The following is a 17,021-nucleotide window of genomic DNA, read 5'->3' as shown; positions in this document are numbered from 1 at the left end:
CCTCCCAAGCCGGCTTTCCCGCTGGAATGCCAGGGGAAAGCGTCTTGTGAATGGACCGTTAACGGTAGTTTTGCAGAATAGTGCCGACTTCCTTCGGAGCTTCTTCTTCCCATTCCTGGATCATGATGTCGCCGATCTTCTGAAATTCCTGCATCAACTGCTCTGACGGCTCAGACACTGTGATGCCATTCTCGGCCAGCGTTGCGGTGTCTTCGGCAGCGGTTACACGAACGCCCTCCCAGCCCTTCATTTCGGCTGCCGCGGCGGCGTCGAGAATGACCTGCTGTTGTTCTTCGCTCAGGCGGCGAAAGGCGCGCTTGTTGACGACGACAACGTTCTTGGGAATCCAGGCTTTGATGTCAGTGTAGTGAGAGAGGTAATCCCAGGCCTGGCCGTTGGCGCCGGTGGATGGCGAGGTAATCATCGCGTCAATGATGCCGGTACTGAATGCCTGGGGGATCTCAGGTACCTGAACGGTGGTCGGGGTGGTGTTCATGAGATCAGCCAGCCGTGAAGTGGACGGGCTGTAAGCGCGCATCTTCAGACCTTCCAGGTCGCTCATGGTGTTGACCGGAGCCTTTGTATACAGGCTCTGGGCGGGCCATGGCACCGTGTAAAGCAGCTTCATGCCCTCTTTATCGAGTTGTTTTTCCACCTCGGGTTTTGCGGCTTCCCAGAGCCGTTTTGCATCCTCAAAGCTAGTTGCCAGAAACGGAATGTTGTCGTGTTTGAACACCGGATGGGTGTTGCCCATGATGCCGATGAAGATCTCCCCCAGCTGAACCTGTCCTGTGCGGACGGCCCTCGGGATTTCCGGATGTTTAACCAGTGAGGCGCCGGAGTGGACGGTGATGGCTATGTCGCCGTCGGTGCCTGCCTTGATGTCTTCAGCAAACTCATAGGCGATTTTGGTTGGCAGGTTCGCATCGCCGTAGGGCGTTGGCATGTGCCATTGGGCAGCGTTGACTGCGGTGGTGAAGAAAACCCCTGCCATCAGGGTGGCTGTCGCAAGTTGTTTGAACATATCGATTCTCCCGTTCTTTTGTTGTTGTTGCTTTGGTCATCAATTGGCAGTTGCTACAGCACCGCCAGTTCTTCGTTAAGCCGCTCGGTGAGCAGCATTTTTCCCGGTACGTGAGTGATCGCGATCGGGGGGCGTGCGTTTTCCAGGGCAACCTGCGGCGTCACGCCACAGGCCCAGAAGACGGGTATCTCGTCACGGCCGATGGTGACGGCGTCGCCAAAATCCGGAGCGTGGATATCGTTGATTCCTATCAGGGCCGGATCCCCGATGTGCACCGGCGCCCCGTGTGCTTTGGGTAGCCGGGTGGTGATCTGAATCGCCCGGATAGCATCGGCAGCTTTGAACGGCCTCATGGAGACCACCATGTCGCCGTGGAACCGGCCGGCCGATTGGGTGGCAATGTTCGAGCGATACATGGATACGTTCTGCCCCTGCTCGACGTTCCTGATGGACAGGCCGGCACGGACCAGCGCATCTTCGAACGAGAAGGAGCAGCCGAGTACAAACGTCACAAAATCGTTGCGCCACACATCGCGAATGTCAGTGGAAGTCTCAGCCCGTTCACCATTGCGGAAGATCTGGTATTCGGGGATGTCGGTTCGGATGTCCAGATCACGCCCAAGGCCCGGCAGCATGGGGTCACCGGTCTGGGAGACGCCAATCAGGGGGCAGGCGACAGGATTGTTCTGGCAAAACAGAAGAAAATCGTTCGCCCAGTCCGCCTGCAGGATGACGACATTGCCCTGAACCAGGCTCTGTGCCTTGCCGCTGGTGGTTCCGGTATGGGTACCGGAACGTATGTGTGCGCGTAGTTCAGATACCTGGTCAAGCAGGCCTGTTTTGAAGTCTGAATAATCGCCGGTCTGCATCTCGGCTACCCCTGATTGAATTTGTTATGTGGTTATGGATCAGGTTATTCCTATTGGCGAAAAAGTCTAATTATGGTTTTTTACGTTTGGTGATAAGTTTCGGTGATGTCAGGTTCCACGTACTGTTTCGAAACGTTGACCGCCAGGTTGGCGGCCAGTTCGGCTATCGGGTTAAACGGCACGCTGGGGTACGAGGCTGTGAATGCCAGTTGTGATGGTGTCCAGGCGGCATCCAGAGTGATCAGGCGCCCGCTTTTCAGGCCGTCAGATATCACGCTCATCGGTAGTGCCGACACACCAATGCCATCCAGCGTCAGCCGGCGACATGCTGCCAGTGAACTGGATGAATAGAAGCGTGCGGGCAGTTCGTCCAGTTCGCTGAATTTCTGGCTGATTTCGGCAAACGGCTTGGTGTTTCTGGCGTAGGTAATGATGGGCCACTGGGCCAGTTCCTCGAGCTCCAGTTTTCGGTCTGGCAGTTTCAGCGCGGGACTTGCGACCCAGATCAGGGGGAAGCTGCACAGGTCCAGGTTTTCAATTTTGGGTTCGGAAACCGGACCCATCAGGAAAGCGAGATCGAAGGTGCGGTCCATCAGGCCGGTGCGGAGGTTCCCGGTGACGTCGACCGTGATCTCCACGTCCAGGTTTGGCGTGTTTTCGTTCAGCTTGCGGAAAAAGTATGGCAGCCAGGAGTGAACGATGGTCTCGGAAACGCCAAGCCTCAAGATGCCGGACAGCAACGCGACCCTGTCGGCTCGTTTGCGCAGCTGCTGCGACATGGAGACGATTTTTTCGGCGTAGGGCAACAGCTCCTGCCCCCTGGTCGTCAACATGGTGCGGCCGGAATCCCGCTCAAAGAGCTGAACGCCCAGTTCTTCTTCAAGCGCTGCTATTCGATTGGATATCGCGGGTTGCGTGGTGTTTTGCCGCTCTGCCGCCTTGCGAAAACTTCCGAGGGTGGCTACCCAGATAAAAGTTTCCAGACGTTTAAAGTTCATGGGCGCCCTTTGTGTTGGATAGCGGAATACCTTTCGACGTTGAGTGGGGCTGCTAGCTGAAGTTTAGTTCAGGATACGAAAGGCATAAAAAAACCCCGGCACGTGGCCGGGGTTTTCGTGTTGCTGACTTCTAATTCGATTAGAAGTTGTACTGCGCTGCGAACAGGATGCGGCTTGCGTCGCCGTCGTCGCCGCTAACGTTTTCACGCTTCAGGAACGCGTATTCAACGCCCATCATCACGTTATTAACCGGAGTCCACTGGTAGTTAGCCATTACAGCTGAGTTGGATTCGCTCTGGCCTGCAACGGCAACGCCATCATCTTCGGCATCGTCCCAATCTACTTCGACAATACCATAGCCAACGTTGATGCTACGTCCGCCGCCCAGATTGAAGCCTGCGCCAACAGTTCCACCGTAACCAGAAATGGTTTCTACGTCACCAGACGCGGGATCAACATAGGCGCTTGCGGCACCGAAGTTATCGCCGGAACGATAGAGGTAGCTGTTAGCACCGTTCGTGTAGCTCAGGGAGCCCTGAACAGTGATCATGTCACTGAGTGCCATCTTGGCAGCGACAAAGGTAGCAAAGCCCATTGCGCTTTCGTCTTCAGTTCCGGTGTCATAGCCAACTTGGTGAGCCAGAACAGCGGCTGAGTATGACAGGCCGCCAGCAGAGTCTTGCAGGCGAGCTGTGAGTGCTGGCAACGAATCTTTCTGCGCAGCATTAGCTGGCGCTGTTACGAAAGAGCTCTGTGGATCTTCCAGAGAGAGGGAGAGAGGGCCCGTAGTGTAACGCGCTTGTGTAGTACGTGACTGATAGCCTGCAACGCCCGGGAGAGAGTCGAAGTCCAGAGTTGAGGTGTTGCCGACAAAACTGGTGAAGTTCGACCAGGTTTGTCCCATCAGTACGCCATTGTATTCACCATAGGCATGGCGCAGGCGCAGTGAACCGCCGCCGCCGCCGCGGAAGTCGCCTTCAACGTTAATTTTGACGCCCTCGGGTGATACGGTTTTCACGCCGATCCGGCTCTGAAAAGCGTCAGCGCCGAAGTGGCCATCTGGCGCGTCGTCATTGTTGACAAGCCCGCTGTAGGAGCCTGACCGCGTGCTCAGAGCCTGGTTGCTGTCAATGTCGTAGGAAGCGTTTAGGCGAGCATAGCCATAGATATCGGTCTGGTAACCACCTGTTTCAAAGCTGACCGCTTGTGCCTGCGCAGCTACCCCCAAAATTGCTACCGCAGCCGTTGAACGAATTGCCATTCTTAATTTGTTGCTTTGCATCTTTGTTGTCTCCACACATTATTTTTGTTGGACCCACTTCAAAGTAGTTACGAATTCGTGACATTTCAAATAAATTCTTGCATTAATTAGACGAATGTCTATGCAACGAAATCGCCGGTTTAGGGGAACTTTTTGAGGGTTGTGTTTATTTCCTTCTTCCAGTAAGGCAGAACATCGGTTATTTCCAGCGGTGCGTACCTGGTGCTATGACGAAAAATACTGAGATTCTCGGCTCGGCCACGTTTGCCTTTCTCGATATTGAAACCACGGGCGGCAACTCCTCCCACGATCGGATCACGGAAATTGGTATCCGTTTCTGGCGCGCGGGGGAGGTGGTTGGCGAGTGGCAAACCCTGATCAATCCGGAAACCCGGATTTCCCCCTTTATAGAGAACCTGACCGGTATTTCCGACGCCATGGTGGCGGATGCGCCAGTGTTTGAAGACATTACCGGGGTGTTAGAAGAGCAGCTGAAAGACACCATTTTCGTGGCCCATAATGCGCGGTTTGATTACGGATTTATCAAGGCCGAGTTCCGGCGGCTGGGCTTGCTGTTCTCAGCGAAAGTGCTCTGTACCGTTAAATTGTCTCGCACGCTGTACCCTGGTTTTCGACGCCACAATATGGACGCGTTGATTGAGCGTCATCATCTGGAACAGGTGCAGCGACATCGCGCGCTGGGGGATGTCTCCGCGATGATGGCGTTTTTCGAGCATGCCTTGGTTGAGAAAGGAAGTGATGCCATGGAAGTGGCCATCCGCAATTTGCTCCAGAGGCCCAGCATTCCGTCCAACCTGCCTACCGATGTGCTTCAGGATCTTCCGCGTGGGCCGGGAGTGTATCGATTCTACGGCGAAAACGACGTTCTTCTGTACGTAGGTAAAAGTACTAACATTGCCCAGCGCGTGGCCTCTCACTTCTCTGGTGACCACAATTCCAGCCGCGGCATACGCATGTCTGAGAGTCTGCGACGGGTGGACTGGACAGAAACCGCTGGCGAGCTGGGCGCGTTACTGCTTGAATTAAAGCAAATAAAGCAGTTGAAGCCACTGTTTAACCGGCGTTCCCGGGCAGCGAAGAATCTGGTGAGCATTGAGCTGGCGGAGAATTCGACGGGGTATCTGCAGGCGCGCCTGGTGTGGGAGATTGAACCGCACCGGCTGGGCGACTATTTTGGTTTGTTTCGCAGCAAGAAAGACGCCGAAAAGGCACTCAGTGGCATCGCCGCGAAGAACGATCTTTGCAACAAGTTGCTGGGGCTGGAACCCGACGGTGATGGCCCCTGTTTTCAGCGTAGCCTGGGTCGCTGTAGAGGCGCCTGTGACGGCGGTGAGGATGTCGTCCGCTACAATTTGAGAACCCAGATTGCGTTCCACGGACTACGGCTGAAAACCTGGCCCTGGAAAGGGCCGGTGGGAGTTGTGGAGCACAATGCCAGAACCGGCAGGACCGATATCCTGGTGGTGTACAACTGGATGCATGTGGCCACGCTGCGGGGGATGGACGAGATTGACGGACTTTCTTTGCGCGGCCAGGCCGTCAATTTCGACCTGGATTCCTACAAGCTGGTGGTCAAAGCCCTGATGGGGCAGGATGGGCGCTCGCTGAAAGTAATAGAGCTGGATGCGGTGAGCGCGCCGGATGTGCTCATGCCCTGAGTGGCGTATGATTAACTGTATCTTTTCACGTTTTGTTTGAGAGACACCGATGAACAGAGAACCTGTCAGCCGTGAGTTATTCGATGAGGTAATGGTCCCCAACTACGCACCCGGGTCTGTGATTCCCGTCAAGGGTGAAGGCTCCCACGTTTGGGATCAGGAAGGTAAGGAGTACATCGACCTGGCGGGTGGCATTGCGGTGACCTGCCTTGGTCATAATCACCCCGGCCTTGTGGGCGCGCTGATGGAGCAAGCCGAGAAAATCTGGCACCTGTCCAATGTCATGACCAACGAGCCCGCCCTGCGGTTGGCCAAGACCCTGTGTGATCTGACCTTTGCCGAGCGTGTGTTCTTTGCCAATTCCGGTGGCGAGGCTAACGAAGCCGCGTTCAAGCTGGCCCGTCGCTATGCCTGGGAACATTTCGGCGCGGAAAAGAATGAAATCATCTCCTTCAAGAGCTCGTTCCACGGCCGCACCCTGTTTACGGTCAGCGTCGGTGGTCAGCCCAAGTACCTTGAAGGTTTTGAGCCTGCGCCAGGAGGCATTCATCACGCCGATTTCAACGATCTTGAGTCGGTCCGGAAGCTGATCTCCAAGGACAAGACCTGTGCGGTGGTGGTAGAGCCTATTCAGGGCGAAGGTGGCGTCATGCCCGGCGATCCGGAATTCCTCAAAGGCCTGCGCCAGCTCTGTGACGAAAACGATGCCTTGTTGGTGTTCGATGAAGTTCAGTCCGGCGTGGGCCGTACCGGGCACCTCTATGCCTACCAGATGTATGGCGTAACGCCGGATATCCTGTCCACGGCCAAGGGGCTTGGCGGTGGCTTCCCGGTGGCGGCCATGTTGACCACGGAGAAGGTAGCGAAAAGCCTGGGTATCGGTACCCATGGCAGTACTTATGGCGGCAACGCCCTGGCGTGTGCAGTTGCCCAGCGGGTAATTGATACGGTGAGCCAGCCGGATATCCTCAAGGGCGTTGCGGCGCGTTCGGAGCGCCTGCGGAAGGGGATGATGGACATTGGTGAGCGCTACGGCATCTTCAGTGAGGTTCGTGGCTCCGGCTTGCTGCTCGGCTGTGTACTGACGGAAGAGTGGAAAGGCAAAGCTAAGGAGTTTCTCAATGCCGGCCTGAACGAAGGTGTGATGGTGCTGATTGCCGGCCCGAATGTCGTGCGTCTGGCGCCGTCACTGATCGTTCCAGAGCCTGATATTGATGAAGCGCTGGCGCGGTTTGAAGCTGGTGTGAAAAAGGTTTGTGGTCAGTAGCAGACGTTAATCCGCGACAGTAACCACAAGCATGATGACAGGAGCCGCCTATGTGGCTGGTACGTCCGGCTCAGCCGGGTGACCTGAACGACATACTCGACATCGCCGGGGGCCAGGGCCCCCGGATGTCATCCACCCTGCCCAAAAAAGAGGACGCACTGTCCACCAAGATTGATCAATCCACCCGCTCCTTTACCGGCACAAACAAACCCGACGAACCCAAGCGGTTCCTGTTCGTACTGGAAGACACCCGTACAGGTAAGGTGCAGGGCGTATCGGGTATCGATGCCCGGGCGGGTAATGGGCAGCCGTTCTACAATTACCGTCAGGACGCACTTATCCATGCCTCCCATGAGCTGGGCGTTTCGCGCCGGGTGGAGGTTCTGTACCCATCCCATGCGCTGACCGACCACACGCTGTTGTGCTCCTTCGCCATCAGGCCGGAGCTGCGTGGTACTGACGCCTTCGAGCTGCTGTCCCGTGCCAGGATGCTGTTTATCGCCAGCCATCGCTCGCTGTTCACGGATAAGGTGGTTGTGGAGATACAGGGTGTGCAGACGGAAGACGGCGAGGTGCCGTTCTGGGACAGTCTGGGGCGGCATTTCTTTAATATGGATTTTGAAACCGCGGACCAATATTCCGGGTTGTTGAGCAAAACCTTTATTGCAGAACTGATGCCGCCCAACCCGATCTACGTCACGCTGCTCAGCCAAGCCGCTCAGGATGCGCTAGGGCAATCTCACTCACAAACCCAGGCGACGTACGAGTTACTTCAGTGCGAAGGGTTCCGGGCGGGATGCTATCTCGATATCTTCGATGCCGGGCCGGTACTGGAAGCTCGCACCGATGCGCTCAGGTCTGTTGTGACCAGTCATCCGAAAACCCTGCATGCCGCCCATACTGACGATGGCGAAACCTGCCTGATTTGTGGTGGTGAGGGCGGGGATTTTCGCAGCACGCTGACCCCGCTCTCGGAGAGCCTGCAGGACCAAGTGAAAGTGCCGCCGAAAACCTGGGAATACCTGGGCCTGAGCTCCGGTGACACGGTACGGGTGACACCATTATGAACAGGGCAAGCACAGCAAGCACAGACAGGAGGCCGGAATGCTGGTAATCCGACCCTTGCAGGAGAACGACCTCGACGCCCTGTACGCCATGGCCCAGGGCGCCGGAAAGGGACTGACGACATTGCCCGCGGATAGGGCACTGCTGGCAAGGAAGATCCAGCATGCGCAGGAAACCTTCAACCAGCGCTGCGCACCAGAGGCTGGCTTGTACCTGTTTGCTCTCGAGGATACCGAGCTCAAACGGTGTGTGGGCATCAGCGGCATACAGGCGCGAGTGGGCCTGGATGAGGTGTTCTATAATTACCGACTGAGCGTGACGGTGAATGCGTCCCGCGAGCTGGACGTGCATGTGCGCACCCCGACGCTGCACCTGTCCAATGACATGACCGGTACCACAGAGGTGTGCTCTCTGCTGCTTTCGAGCTCCCATCGGGGCGGTGGCACTGGCCTGTTGTTGTCCCGTTGCCGGTTCATGTTCCTGGACGACTTCCGCTCGCATTTCTCCGAGAAAGTCTTCGCTGAAATGCGGGGAGTGTCCGACAGCAACGGCCAGAGCCCGCTGTGGGATGCTCTTGGGAGCAAGTTTTTTGACATGGAGTTTAGTGAGGCAGACATGTTGTCGGGCCTTGGCAATAAATCGTTCATTGCTGAACTGATGCCCAAATACCCCATCTACCTGCCGATGTTACCGGACGCTGCACGGGCCGTGATTGGTCGCGTGCATGAAAACACCGCGCCGGCGCTGAAAATGCTGCAGGCGGAAGGCTTCAACTTCAATGGCATGGTGGACATCTTCGATGGTGGCCCGGCGGTTGAGGCTTTTATTCACAGTATTCGTACCGTGCGCGAAGGTATAAACCGCCACGTTATGATCCGCAAGAAACCGCTGGTGACGGATGTCCCGGCGGAACAACAGGTAATGATATCCAACCGCTCGTTCCGGGACTTTCGGGTAACCACCATACCGGCCGAGTGCATAGGACTCGATACTGTCAGTATTCCGGCCGACGTGGCCGAGGCGCTGGAAGTAGAATCCGGAGACCTCGTGCGGCTGGCCCCTTTGAAAGATACCGGAAGGAGGTAATGACAATGGTAAACCTGACAGGTCAACTCTTTATTGATGGACTCTGGCTGGAAGGCCATGGCGACTTTTTCGAATCCCTCCAGCCGGTCACTGGAGAGACAGTCTGGGATGGCGTCAGCGCCAGCATCGAAGACGTGGACGCCGCCGTGCGTGAAGCCCGTTCAGCGTTTGTCCACTGGCGCAAGCGCCCGTTCAGTGAGCGCCAGGCCCTGGTGGAAAAATTTGGCACGCTGCTGGAGGAACACAAGGAAGAGCTGGCGCACCAGATCGGCTCGGAAACCGGAAAGCCCCTGTGGGAGTCCCGCACCGAAGTGGCAGCGATGATAGGCAAGATCGGAATCTCCGTTGCCGCCTATCACGACCGCACCGGCCACTCCGAATCCGACGTTGCTGGCGGACATGCAGTATTACGGCATCGCCCCCATGGCGTGGTGGCGGTGTTTGGCCCCTATAATTTTCCCGGGCACCTGCCCAACGGGCATATCGTGCCGGCGTTGCTGGCGGGCAACACCGTGGTGTTCAAACCCAGTGAACTGACCCCCGGTGTCGCCGAGCTGACCGTGAAACTTTGGGAAAAGGCCGGCCTTCCTCCCGGCGTCATCAACCTTGTGCAGGGGGCAATGCCAACCGGTAAATCCCTGTCGTCGCATCCGGGCGTTGATGGGTTGTTCTTTACCGGAAGTTCCACGGTAGGGCACCTGCTGCACAAGCAGTTTGGTGGTCAGCCTGAGAAGATCCTGGCGCTGGAGATGGGCGGCAACAATCCGCTGATCGTCCAGAATGTGCATGACCTGGATGGCGCGGTGCATCACGCCCTCCAGTCCGCCTTCCTGTCGGCGGGTCAGCGTTGCACCTGCGCACGTCGTTTACTGGTACCAAAGGGTACCAAGGGCGACCAGTTCCTGGAGCGCTTTGTTGAAGTGGTCAGCCGCATCACCGTGGGCGATTTCGATGCGGAGCCGCAACCGTTCATGGGGTCGGTAATTTCGAAAGAAGCGGCCGACAAGCTGTTGGCGGCCCAGAACAGCCTGGTGACGAAGGGTGGGCAACTGCTACTGGAGATGCAGAGTCTACGGGAAGGCACCGGCCTGTTGTCACCGGGCATTGTGGACGCAACCGGCCTGGACCTGGTGGATGAGGAATTCTTCGGCCCGTTGCTGACGGTATACCGCTACAAGAGCTTTGACGAGGCCCTGGAGCTTGCGAACAACACCCGCTATGGACTCTCGGCGGGCATCCTGACCGATGACCACAAACTCTACGAGCGACTGACGGACGAAGTGCGCGCGGGCATCGTCAACTGGAACCGGCCGTTGACGGGCGCCAGCAGTGCCGCGCCGTTCGGTGGTGTCGGGGCCAGTGGCAACCATCGCCCCAGTGCCTACTACGCCGCCGATTACTGTGCCTGGCCGATGGCCTCGCTGGAGGCGAAGAAGAGCGAAGTGCCGGACAGCCTGGCACCCGGGTTAAATTTCGACTGACGGAAGACGAGTCATGGCCAAGCACGCAGTAGAAGCCAATTTCGATGGCCTGGTAGGGCCAACTCATAATTACGCCGGACTGTCGTGGGGCAATGTGGCGTCCAAGTCCAACGTTCGCTCGGTGTCCAATCCGAAGGAAGCCGCCCTGCAGGGGCTGGCGAAAATGAAGCGTCTGGCGGATCGCGGTTTTGTCCAGGGTGTTCTGCCGCCCCATGAACGCCCGCACATTCCGACCTTGCGGGCATTGGGGTTTACCGGTTCGGACCGCGACGTTCTCAGCGCGGCCGCCAAACAGAGCCCGTCCATCCTGGCGGCGGCATCATCGGCCTCCACCATGTGGACGGCCAACGCCGCTACGGTGTCGCCGAGTGCGGATACCTCCGATCACCGCGTGCATTTTACGCCGGCAAACCTGAGCGCCAAGTTCCATCGCTCTATTGAGCATGTGGTCACCGGCCGGGCACTGAAATCCATCTTCGCGGACGACGCCTGGTTTGCCCACCATCCGGCGCTGCCGTCGGTCAGCCAGTTTGGTGATGAAGGCGCCGCCAACCACACCCGTTTGTGCGGCGGGTATGGTGAGCCGGGCGTTGAACTGTTCGTATACGGCCAGATCGCCTTCAACGAACAGGCTCCGGCCCCGAAACTGTATCCTGCACGCCAGACACTGGAGGCCTCCCAGGCCATCGCCCGCCTGCATGGCCTGAAAGACAGCCACGTGGTGTTCGCCCAGCAGAACCCCGCTGCGATTGATGCCGGGGTGTTCCACAACGACGTTATCGCCGTCGGTAATGGCAACGCTCTGTTCTACCATGAGCTGGCGTTTCTGGATGAAGAAACCGTGCTGGCTGATATCCGCTCGCGCCTGACAGGTGCAGAACTGGAAGCCGTGCGTGTCACCAGTGAGCAGGTGCCGCTGGAGGACGCTGTGGCCTCCTACCTGTTCAACAGTCAGTTGCTGAATACGCCCGATGGCATGATGCTGGCGGTGCCGGGTGAATGCCGTGAAATTGCGTCGGTCAGCCGCTATCTGGACGAGTTGGTGAACGACTCGGGGCCGATTACGTCGGTGGAGGTTTTCGACGTCAAACAGTCCATGCGCAACGGTGGCGGCCCGGCATGTTTGCGTTTGCGGGTGGTACTGAACGACGACGAACTCAAGGCCATGCACCACGGCGTATTGCTAACCGACTCCCTGTATGAACGCCTGACTACCTGGGTCGAGGCGCATTACCGGGAGGAGTTGTCGCAGGAGGATCTGGGCGACCCGATGCTGCTTGACGAAGTCCGTAAGGCTCTGGATGAGTTGACCGGGATTCTTGGGCTTGGGTCTATCTACGATTTTCAGCTCTAATCCGGTTATCGTCCTCTTTTCTCAGGACGAGATAGAGGACGTCAGCATCTCCATAGTATGACGGATCAGTGATTCCGCAGAAAAGTTGTCCTCCAGGTCGCTCTCGGTTATTTCGCTCTGGCATAGCATGATGACGCCGTGTAGGGCGCCACGGAGGTAGAGCGCGGTTTCAACCGGATTGTGGATGCGCTCGCGGTTCATGGTGCCGTCTTCCAGCCCCAGGTGTATCGCGCCGACCATCAGCTCCATGGTTTCTGCCTTGCAGCCAAACATCTCGCCTGCCAGCTCGTCATCTGCGTCGACCATCGCCGTGGAGGCTGTTGTCAGTGCGGAGAAGTAATCCGGCTGCTCGCGGTAGAAGTTGTAATAGGCCACTCCCATGGCGGATATCTGAGCCAGCCCGGTGTCCGCCGTCTGGCGAGCCTCCTCGAAGCGGCGGCAAAGGCTGTGGCCGGCACGAAGCATGATGCCGCGCTGGATCGCCGCCTTGTCCTTGAAGTACACGTACAGCAATGCACGGCTGAGCGCGGCCGTGCGCGCGATGTCGTCCATGGATGTGCGCTCGTAGCCCTTCTCCGAAAACACCAGTTCCGCAGCATCCAGAATGCTGTCGTACCTGGCCTGCTTCTCTTTCTCTCTACGGGTTTTTAACGGCTCACTCATAGGGGGTTCCGGGTAATGGAGACTGCCATCTCATGATACATGGTTAGGGATGAAATCCGATTATTGACAAATTGTCAAAGAATGACATTATGTCTGATAATGAACTTTTGTCCACCGGATGGATGATGAAAAACACCGTGACCATGGAAGAGAGGACTTCTCAATGAACATCGCCCGGCGCTCCGCCATCGTTTCCCTCTTGGCCGCTGCAAGCCTCCTTGTCAGCGCCTGTAAATCCAGTGAACCGGCGCCTGAACAGGGTGCTGCCCCGGTAACAGTGCGTGCTGCCGAGGTGACGGGCGGCCAGACGGAGGGCGTTTCGCTGCGCTTTTCCGGTATCGTCCGGGCGGCCCAGCGGGCAACGCTGACGTTCCAGGTGAGCGGCACCCTTCGAGAACGCGCGGTTGAACTGGGGCAGACCGTCAAGACCGGTGACCTGCTGGCGCGGGTATATAACCCTGCACTGGAACCGGCGCGGGATTCCGCAGCCGCCCGGCTGGACGAACTGAGAACCCAATATGATCAGGCCAAACGGGAATGGGAACGCTCCCGTCAACTGCACGAGCGCGGGGTCGTTTCGGAGCAGGGACTTGAGCAACTGGCTTCCCGGCGGGACAGCCTGAAAGCCAGTATGGCAACGGCCGAAGCATCTCTTGCCGAGGCCACACGCTTACTGCGAGAGAGTGAACTGAGGGCGCCGTTCGACGGCCGGGTTGAAGCCTTGCTGGTGGAGCGGGATGAGTTTGTGGCCTCCGGCCAGCCGGTGATGCGTCTGTCGTCCCCGGAGGGACGCGAAGTGGAAGTGCGGGTACCGGCGTACATGCTCAACCATGTGTCGCTGTCGCAACTGCTGCCGGTCTGGTCGGTGCAGGATCGCAACCGTGCGCCAGTCACCGGCTCCATTGTGGAAATTGCCCAGCCCGGAGGTGTTCGCGGCGAGCTCCATCCGGTATTGGTCAGCCTGCCGGCAGATACCCTCGAACCCGGGGAGCCGGTGGAAGTGGGTATTACGCCCCGTGAAACCGTGGCCACGACGGTGCCGTTGTTGTCGGTGATGAAATCCAACGGAGGCGCCAGCGTGTTCCGCATTTCCGATGGCGTTGCCCGCCGTGTGCCGGTGACGGTGCAGCGGATTATCGGAGAGCGTGTGGTGGTGGATGCCACCAATCTTAGTGCTGGTGATCAGGTGGTCTTTGCCGGCATGACCCGTATTTCCGACGGTGATGCCGTGGAGGTGCGCTGATGTCACTGCGCCTGCTGAACTTTCAACGCTTGCTGGGCATGGTGGTGACCATGCTGTGCCTCCTGGGGATTGCGGCCTACAGCACCATGCCGCGCCAGGAAGATCCTTCATTTCCCTATCGCGCCGGTCTGATTAGCATCAACTACCCAGGCGCCAGCGCCGAAGCCGTTGAGCGGTTGGTACTGCAGCCATTGTCGGACGAGTTGCGCCAGGTGGAGGAGGTTGATTACACCCAGGCCACTGCCCGCACCGGTGTGACAATTTTCAACGTGCGCCTGAACGACACCATCTACGATACCGATTCCGCCTGGGATCGCGTCCGCCAGGCCATGGACCGGGCGCGCCTGGATTTTCCCGATGACGTCGGCCAGATGGTGCTGGACGACCGCCTGATTGATATTCCTGCCATTATTCTTGCGGTCAGCGGTTCTGGTTCGGTTACCGAACTGAGCGACGTGGCAGAGCGCCTGAAACAGAATCTGGCGGACATTTCCGGCGTGTCCCGTATTGAACTGGAGGGTGACGCGGACGAACAGATCACCCTGGCGCTGGACGACGCAGCCATGTACCGGCTGGGCATTTCTCCCGCACGCGTGCTGGACACGTTGGCGCGCCGCAACCAGACCACGCCGGGCGGTTTTGTTATCGCCGACGGTCGTCGTCTGTCGGTGTTGCCAAACAGCGAATTCACCAGTGTGGATGCCATTCGCGCGACGCCCATTGAACTGCCGGACGGCTCCCAGGTGCCCCTCGCCGCGGCTGCTGAAGTCTGGCGTGGCCCAGCGGAGCCCCGGCAACCGGAAGCCTGGTACGACGGTGAACGGGTGGTGCTGGTTTCCATGATCATGGAGGAGGGCAGTACCGACGCCATTCGGTTTGGCGAACGTGTGCGGGAACGGCTATCGACGATCCGTGACGAGTTCGCTCCCTACGAAATCCGGGAGATGTTCTTTCAGCCCGATAAGGTGGAAGAGCGGCTCGACAACCTGGCCTGGAGCCTGGTGATGTCCGTTATCATCATTGTGGCCGTGGTGTTCACCGGTATGGGAATCCGCATGGGGTTGCTGGTGGCGTCGATCCTGCCGATGGTGGCGCTCATCAGTATCGGCCTTTATGACTTGGGGGGTGGTGTACTGCACCAGATTGCTGTCATTGGCATGGTGATTTCCCTCGGTATCCTGATCGACAATGCCATTGTGATTGTCGAGAGCATCCAGGGATACCTGGATGACGGCATGCGACGGTTGGACGCCCTGAAGCAATCTGTGAAAGAGCTGGCGGGGCCGTTGGGAGCCTCCACGGGCACTACCATTGCGGCGTTCATGCCGTTGTTGCTGTCCAAGGGTGGCACGGCGGATTTCACCCGTGGTGTGCCGGTGATGATCATGCTCACCCTCTCCGTCAGTTACCTGCTGGCGGTGTCCGCCGTACCACTGCTGGCGGCCCGCTTCCTGAAACCCCGCAAGACAGACGCTCGTGAAGACAAGCTGGTTGGGTTTTCCCGTTTTCTCGGCGCCCTGGTGGCGAGGCGTCCGGGCACTTTGATCCTTGCGGGTACGGCGCTGGTGGTGTTCAGCCTGTCACTCACGCCGTTCATGAAGCAGCAGTTTTTCCCCAACGCGGATCGTCCCCAGGTGGTGGTTGAGCTTTACATGCCCGAAGGCACGGACCAGGAGCGCACGTCCAGTGTGGCGGCCGACCTTGAGCGTGCGATCCGCACCCGACCGGAGGCCCTGGAGGTGCATCGGTTTGTTGGTTTTACCGGCCCCAGCTTCTATTACAATCTGCAGCGCGAGCCCCAGGCGCCGAACCGCGGGCGAATCGTGGTATCAACGCCCACCCTGGAAGACACCACCGGCCTGGTACAGTGGATTCGCGACTACGCCGGGCACGAAATGCCGGAGTTGCAGCTAACGGCGGGAATCTTGGGGCAGGGGCCGCCACGGGCAGCGCCGGTGGAAGTGAGGGTTTATCATGCCAACGACGACACCCGCGCGCGTGCCGTGGAACAGGTGTTCTCGGCGCTACGCAGCGTTAAGGGCACAGTAGATGTGCGCCACAACCTGGATATCGGCGTACCAAGCATTGCCATCAATGTGGACGATGCCAGCGCGGCCCGTTACGGCCTGAACCGTGCCGATGTTGCCCAAAGCCTCTATGGTCAGAGCTTTGGTGTGGTGGCTGAACAGTATCGCCAGGAGGAGGACCCGATTCCCCTGGTGTTGCGCTCCCGGGAAGGCACCAGCCTGTCATTGCCACGCTTGTTGTCGGTGAATATCTACAACGATCGGGGTGACGCGGTGCCTCTCTCCGCTATTGCCTCGGTGGAAACCTCCTGGCAATCGGCGGCCCTGTTCCAGCGTAATGGCACCCGAATGAACACCGTCTGGTCGAACCTGATGGCAGGTTACAGCTTCAGTCAGGCCCTGGAAGGGCTGGAAGCAAGGCTTGCGGAAAACCCCCTGCCCCCGGGTACACGGCTGGACATGGGCGGTGACGCCGAGGGCTCCGGCGATGCCAACAACGCCTTGCTGACCACAGCGCCTATTGGTGTGCTGCTGTTGCTGTTCTTCCTGCTTATTCAGTTCAATTCCTTCCGACGTGTCGGCATTATCCTGCTGACCGTGCCACTGGCCACCGTGGGTATCTTCCCGGGGTTGGTATTCTCCGGCTCGCCGTTTGGTTTCCAGTCACTGCTGGGCGTCATCGCCCTGGTGGGGATTGTGGTGAACAATGCCATCGTACTGCTGGATGTGATGGATCGACAGTTGGAGAAAGGGGATGGCATTCGGGATGCGGTTCGCAAGGCGGTGGAGCAGCGCACACGGCCTATCCTGCTGACCACTGCGACCACCGTTGCCGGCTTGTTGCCGTTGGCGTTCTCCAGCTCCACCCTGTGGCCACCAATGGCCTGGGCCATTATCTCGGGCCTGCTGGCCTCTACGGTACTGACGTTACTGGTGGTACCGTCGGTCTGTACCCACGTGATCAGCTGCAAGGTGGCAGAGCCAGAGAACGCTCCGGCCTGACG

At 58.4% G+C, this 17,021-nt stretch carries 13 protein-coding genes; 8 read left to right on the top strand and 5 right to left on the bottom strand.

Annotation, left to right across the window (positions count from 1 at the left end):
* Window positions 1-58: 58 nt before the first annotated feature.
* From AAGD24_RS16725 to AAGD24_RS16710, 4 genes are all read right to left on the bottom strand, one after another.
* Window positions 59-1,024, bottom strand: a complete 966-nt coding sequence (locus tag AAGD24_RS16725) for a TRAP transporter substrate-binding protein (RefSeq protein WP_085679114.1) — start codon at window positions 1,022-1,024, stop codon at window positions 59-61.
* 53 nt (window positions 1,025-1,077) lie between these two features.
* A complete protein-coding gene (locus AAGD24_RS16720; RefSeq protein ID WP_151983016.1) occupies window positions 1,078-1,893 on the bottom strand; it encodes a putative hydro-lyase in 816 nt (271 codons plus the stop codon).
* Window positions 1,894-1,973: 80 nt separating this feature from the next.
* Window positions 1,974-2,891 carry a LysR family transcriptional regulator gene (locus AAGD24_RS16715; RefSeq protein ID WP_085679121.1) on the bottom strand — a complete coding sequence of 306 codons (918 nt, stop codon included), beginning with the start codon at window positions 2,889-2,891 and terminating at the stop codon, window positions 1,974-1,976.
* Window positions 2,892-3,030: 139 nt separating this feature from the next.
* Window positions 3,031-4,173 (bottom strand): DcaP family trimeric outer membrane transporter, encoded by a 1,143-nt coding sequence (locus AAGD24_RS16710; protein ID WP_164732104.1) that lies wholly within the window; start codon window positions 4,171-4,173, stop codon window positions 3,031-3,033.
* A gap of 206 nt (window positions 4,174-4,379) precedes the next feature.
* On the opposite strand from AAGD24_RS16710, the gene AAGD24_RS16705 reads away from it, so the two are divergent.
* The 6 genes from AAGD24_RS16705 to astB are packed head-to-tail and all read left to right on the top strand — an operon-like array spanning window position 4,380 to window position 12,084.
* Window positions 4,380-5,831 carry an exonuclease domain-containing protein gene (locus AAGD24_RS16705; protein ID WP_151983015.1) on the top strand — a complete coding sequence of 484 codons (1,452 nt, stop codon included), beginning with the start codon at window positions 4,380-4,382 and terminating at the stop codon, window positions 5,829-5,831.
* 49 nt (window positions 5,832-5,880) lie between these two features.
* Entirely contained in the window at window positions 5,881-7,098 is a 1,218-nt protein-coding gene (locus tag AAGD24_RS16700; RefSeq protein WP_085679127.1) for an aspartate aminotransferase family protein, read from the top strand.
* A gap of 50 nt (window positions 7,099-7,148) precedes the next feature.
* Window positions 7,149-8,165, top strand: coding sequence for an arginine N-succinyltransferase (locus AAGD24_RS16695; RefSeq protein ID WP_151983014.1), 1,017 nt, complete (start codon window positions 7,149-7,151; stop codon window positions 8,163-8,165).
* A 37-nt stretch (window positions 8,166-8,202) separates the two neighbouring features.
* The gene (gene astA / locus AAGD24_RS16690) at window positions 8,203-9,249 is read left to right on the top strand and encodes an arginine N-succinyltransferase (RefSeq protein WP_036208695.1); all 1,047 of its coding nucleotides are present in this window, start codon (window positions 8,203-8,205) and stop codon (window positions 9,247-9,249) included.
* 5 nt (window positions 9,250-9,254) lie between these two features.
* On the top strand, window positions 9,255-10,730 hold the full coding sequence (astD, locus tag AAGD24_RS16685) for a succinylglutamate-semialdehyde dehydrogenase (protein WP_151983158.1): 1,476 nt from the start codon (window positions 9,255-9,257) through the stop codon (window positions 10,728-10,730).
* A gap of 13 nt (window positions 10,731-10,743) precedes the next feature.
* Window positions 10,744-12,084, top strand: a complete 1,341-nt coding sequence (gene astB / locus AAGD24_RS16680; protein WP_085679136.1) for an N-succinylarginine dihydrolase — start codon at window positions 10,744-10,746, stop codon at window positions 12,082-12,084.
* Between the two features lie 21 nt (window positions 12,085-12,105).
* On the opposite strand, the gene AAGD24_RS16675 is transcribed toward astB, so the two are convergent.
* Complete coding sequence (locus AAGD24_RS16675; RefSeq protein WP_151983013.1) at window positions 12,106-12,747, bottom strand: TetR/AcrR family transcriptional regulator; 642 nt, start codon at window positions 12,745-12,747, stop codon at window positions 12,106-12,108.
* A gap of 163 nt (window positions 12,748-12,910) precedes the next feature.
* Here AAGD24_RS16675 and AAGD24_RS16670 point away from each other — a divergent pair, with 163 nt between their 5' ends.
* The gene (locus AAGD24_RS16670) at window positions 12,911-13,990 is read left to right on the top strand and encodes an efflux RND transporter periplasmic adaptor subunit (RefSeq protein ID WP_085681954.1); all 1,080 of its coding nucleotides are present in this window, start codon (window positions 12,911-12,913) and stop codon (window positions 13,988-13,990) included.
* Entirely contained in the window at window positions 13,990-17,019 is a 3,030-nt protein-coding gene (locus AAGD24_RS16665) for an efflux RND transporter permease subunit (RefSeq protein WP_151983012.1), read from the top strand. The genes AAGD24_RS16670 and AAGD24_RS16665 overlap by 1 nt, the downstream gene beginning before the upstream one ends.
* The last annotated feature ends 2 nt before the right edge of the window (window positions 17,020-17,021 follow it).

Source organism: Marinobacter sp. M5B (assembly GCF_042604615.1).
Lineage (GTDB): Bacteria > Pseudomonadota > Gammaproteobacteria > Pseudomonadales > Oleiphilaceae > Marinobacter > Marinobacter salarius.
This window is presented reverse-complemented; position numbering and strand designations above follow the sequence as displayed.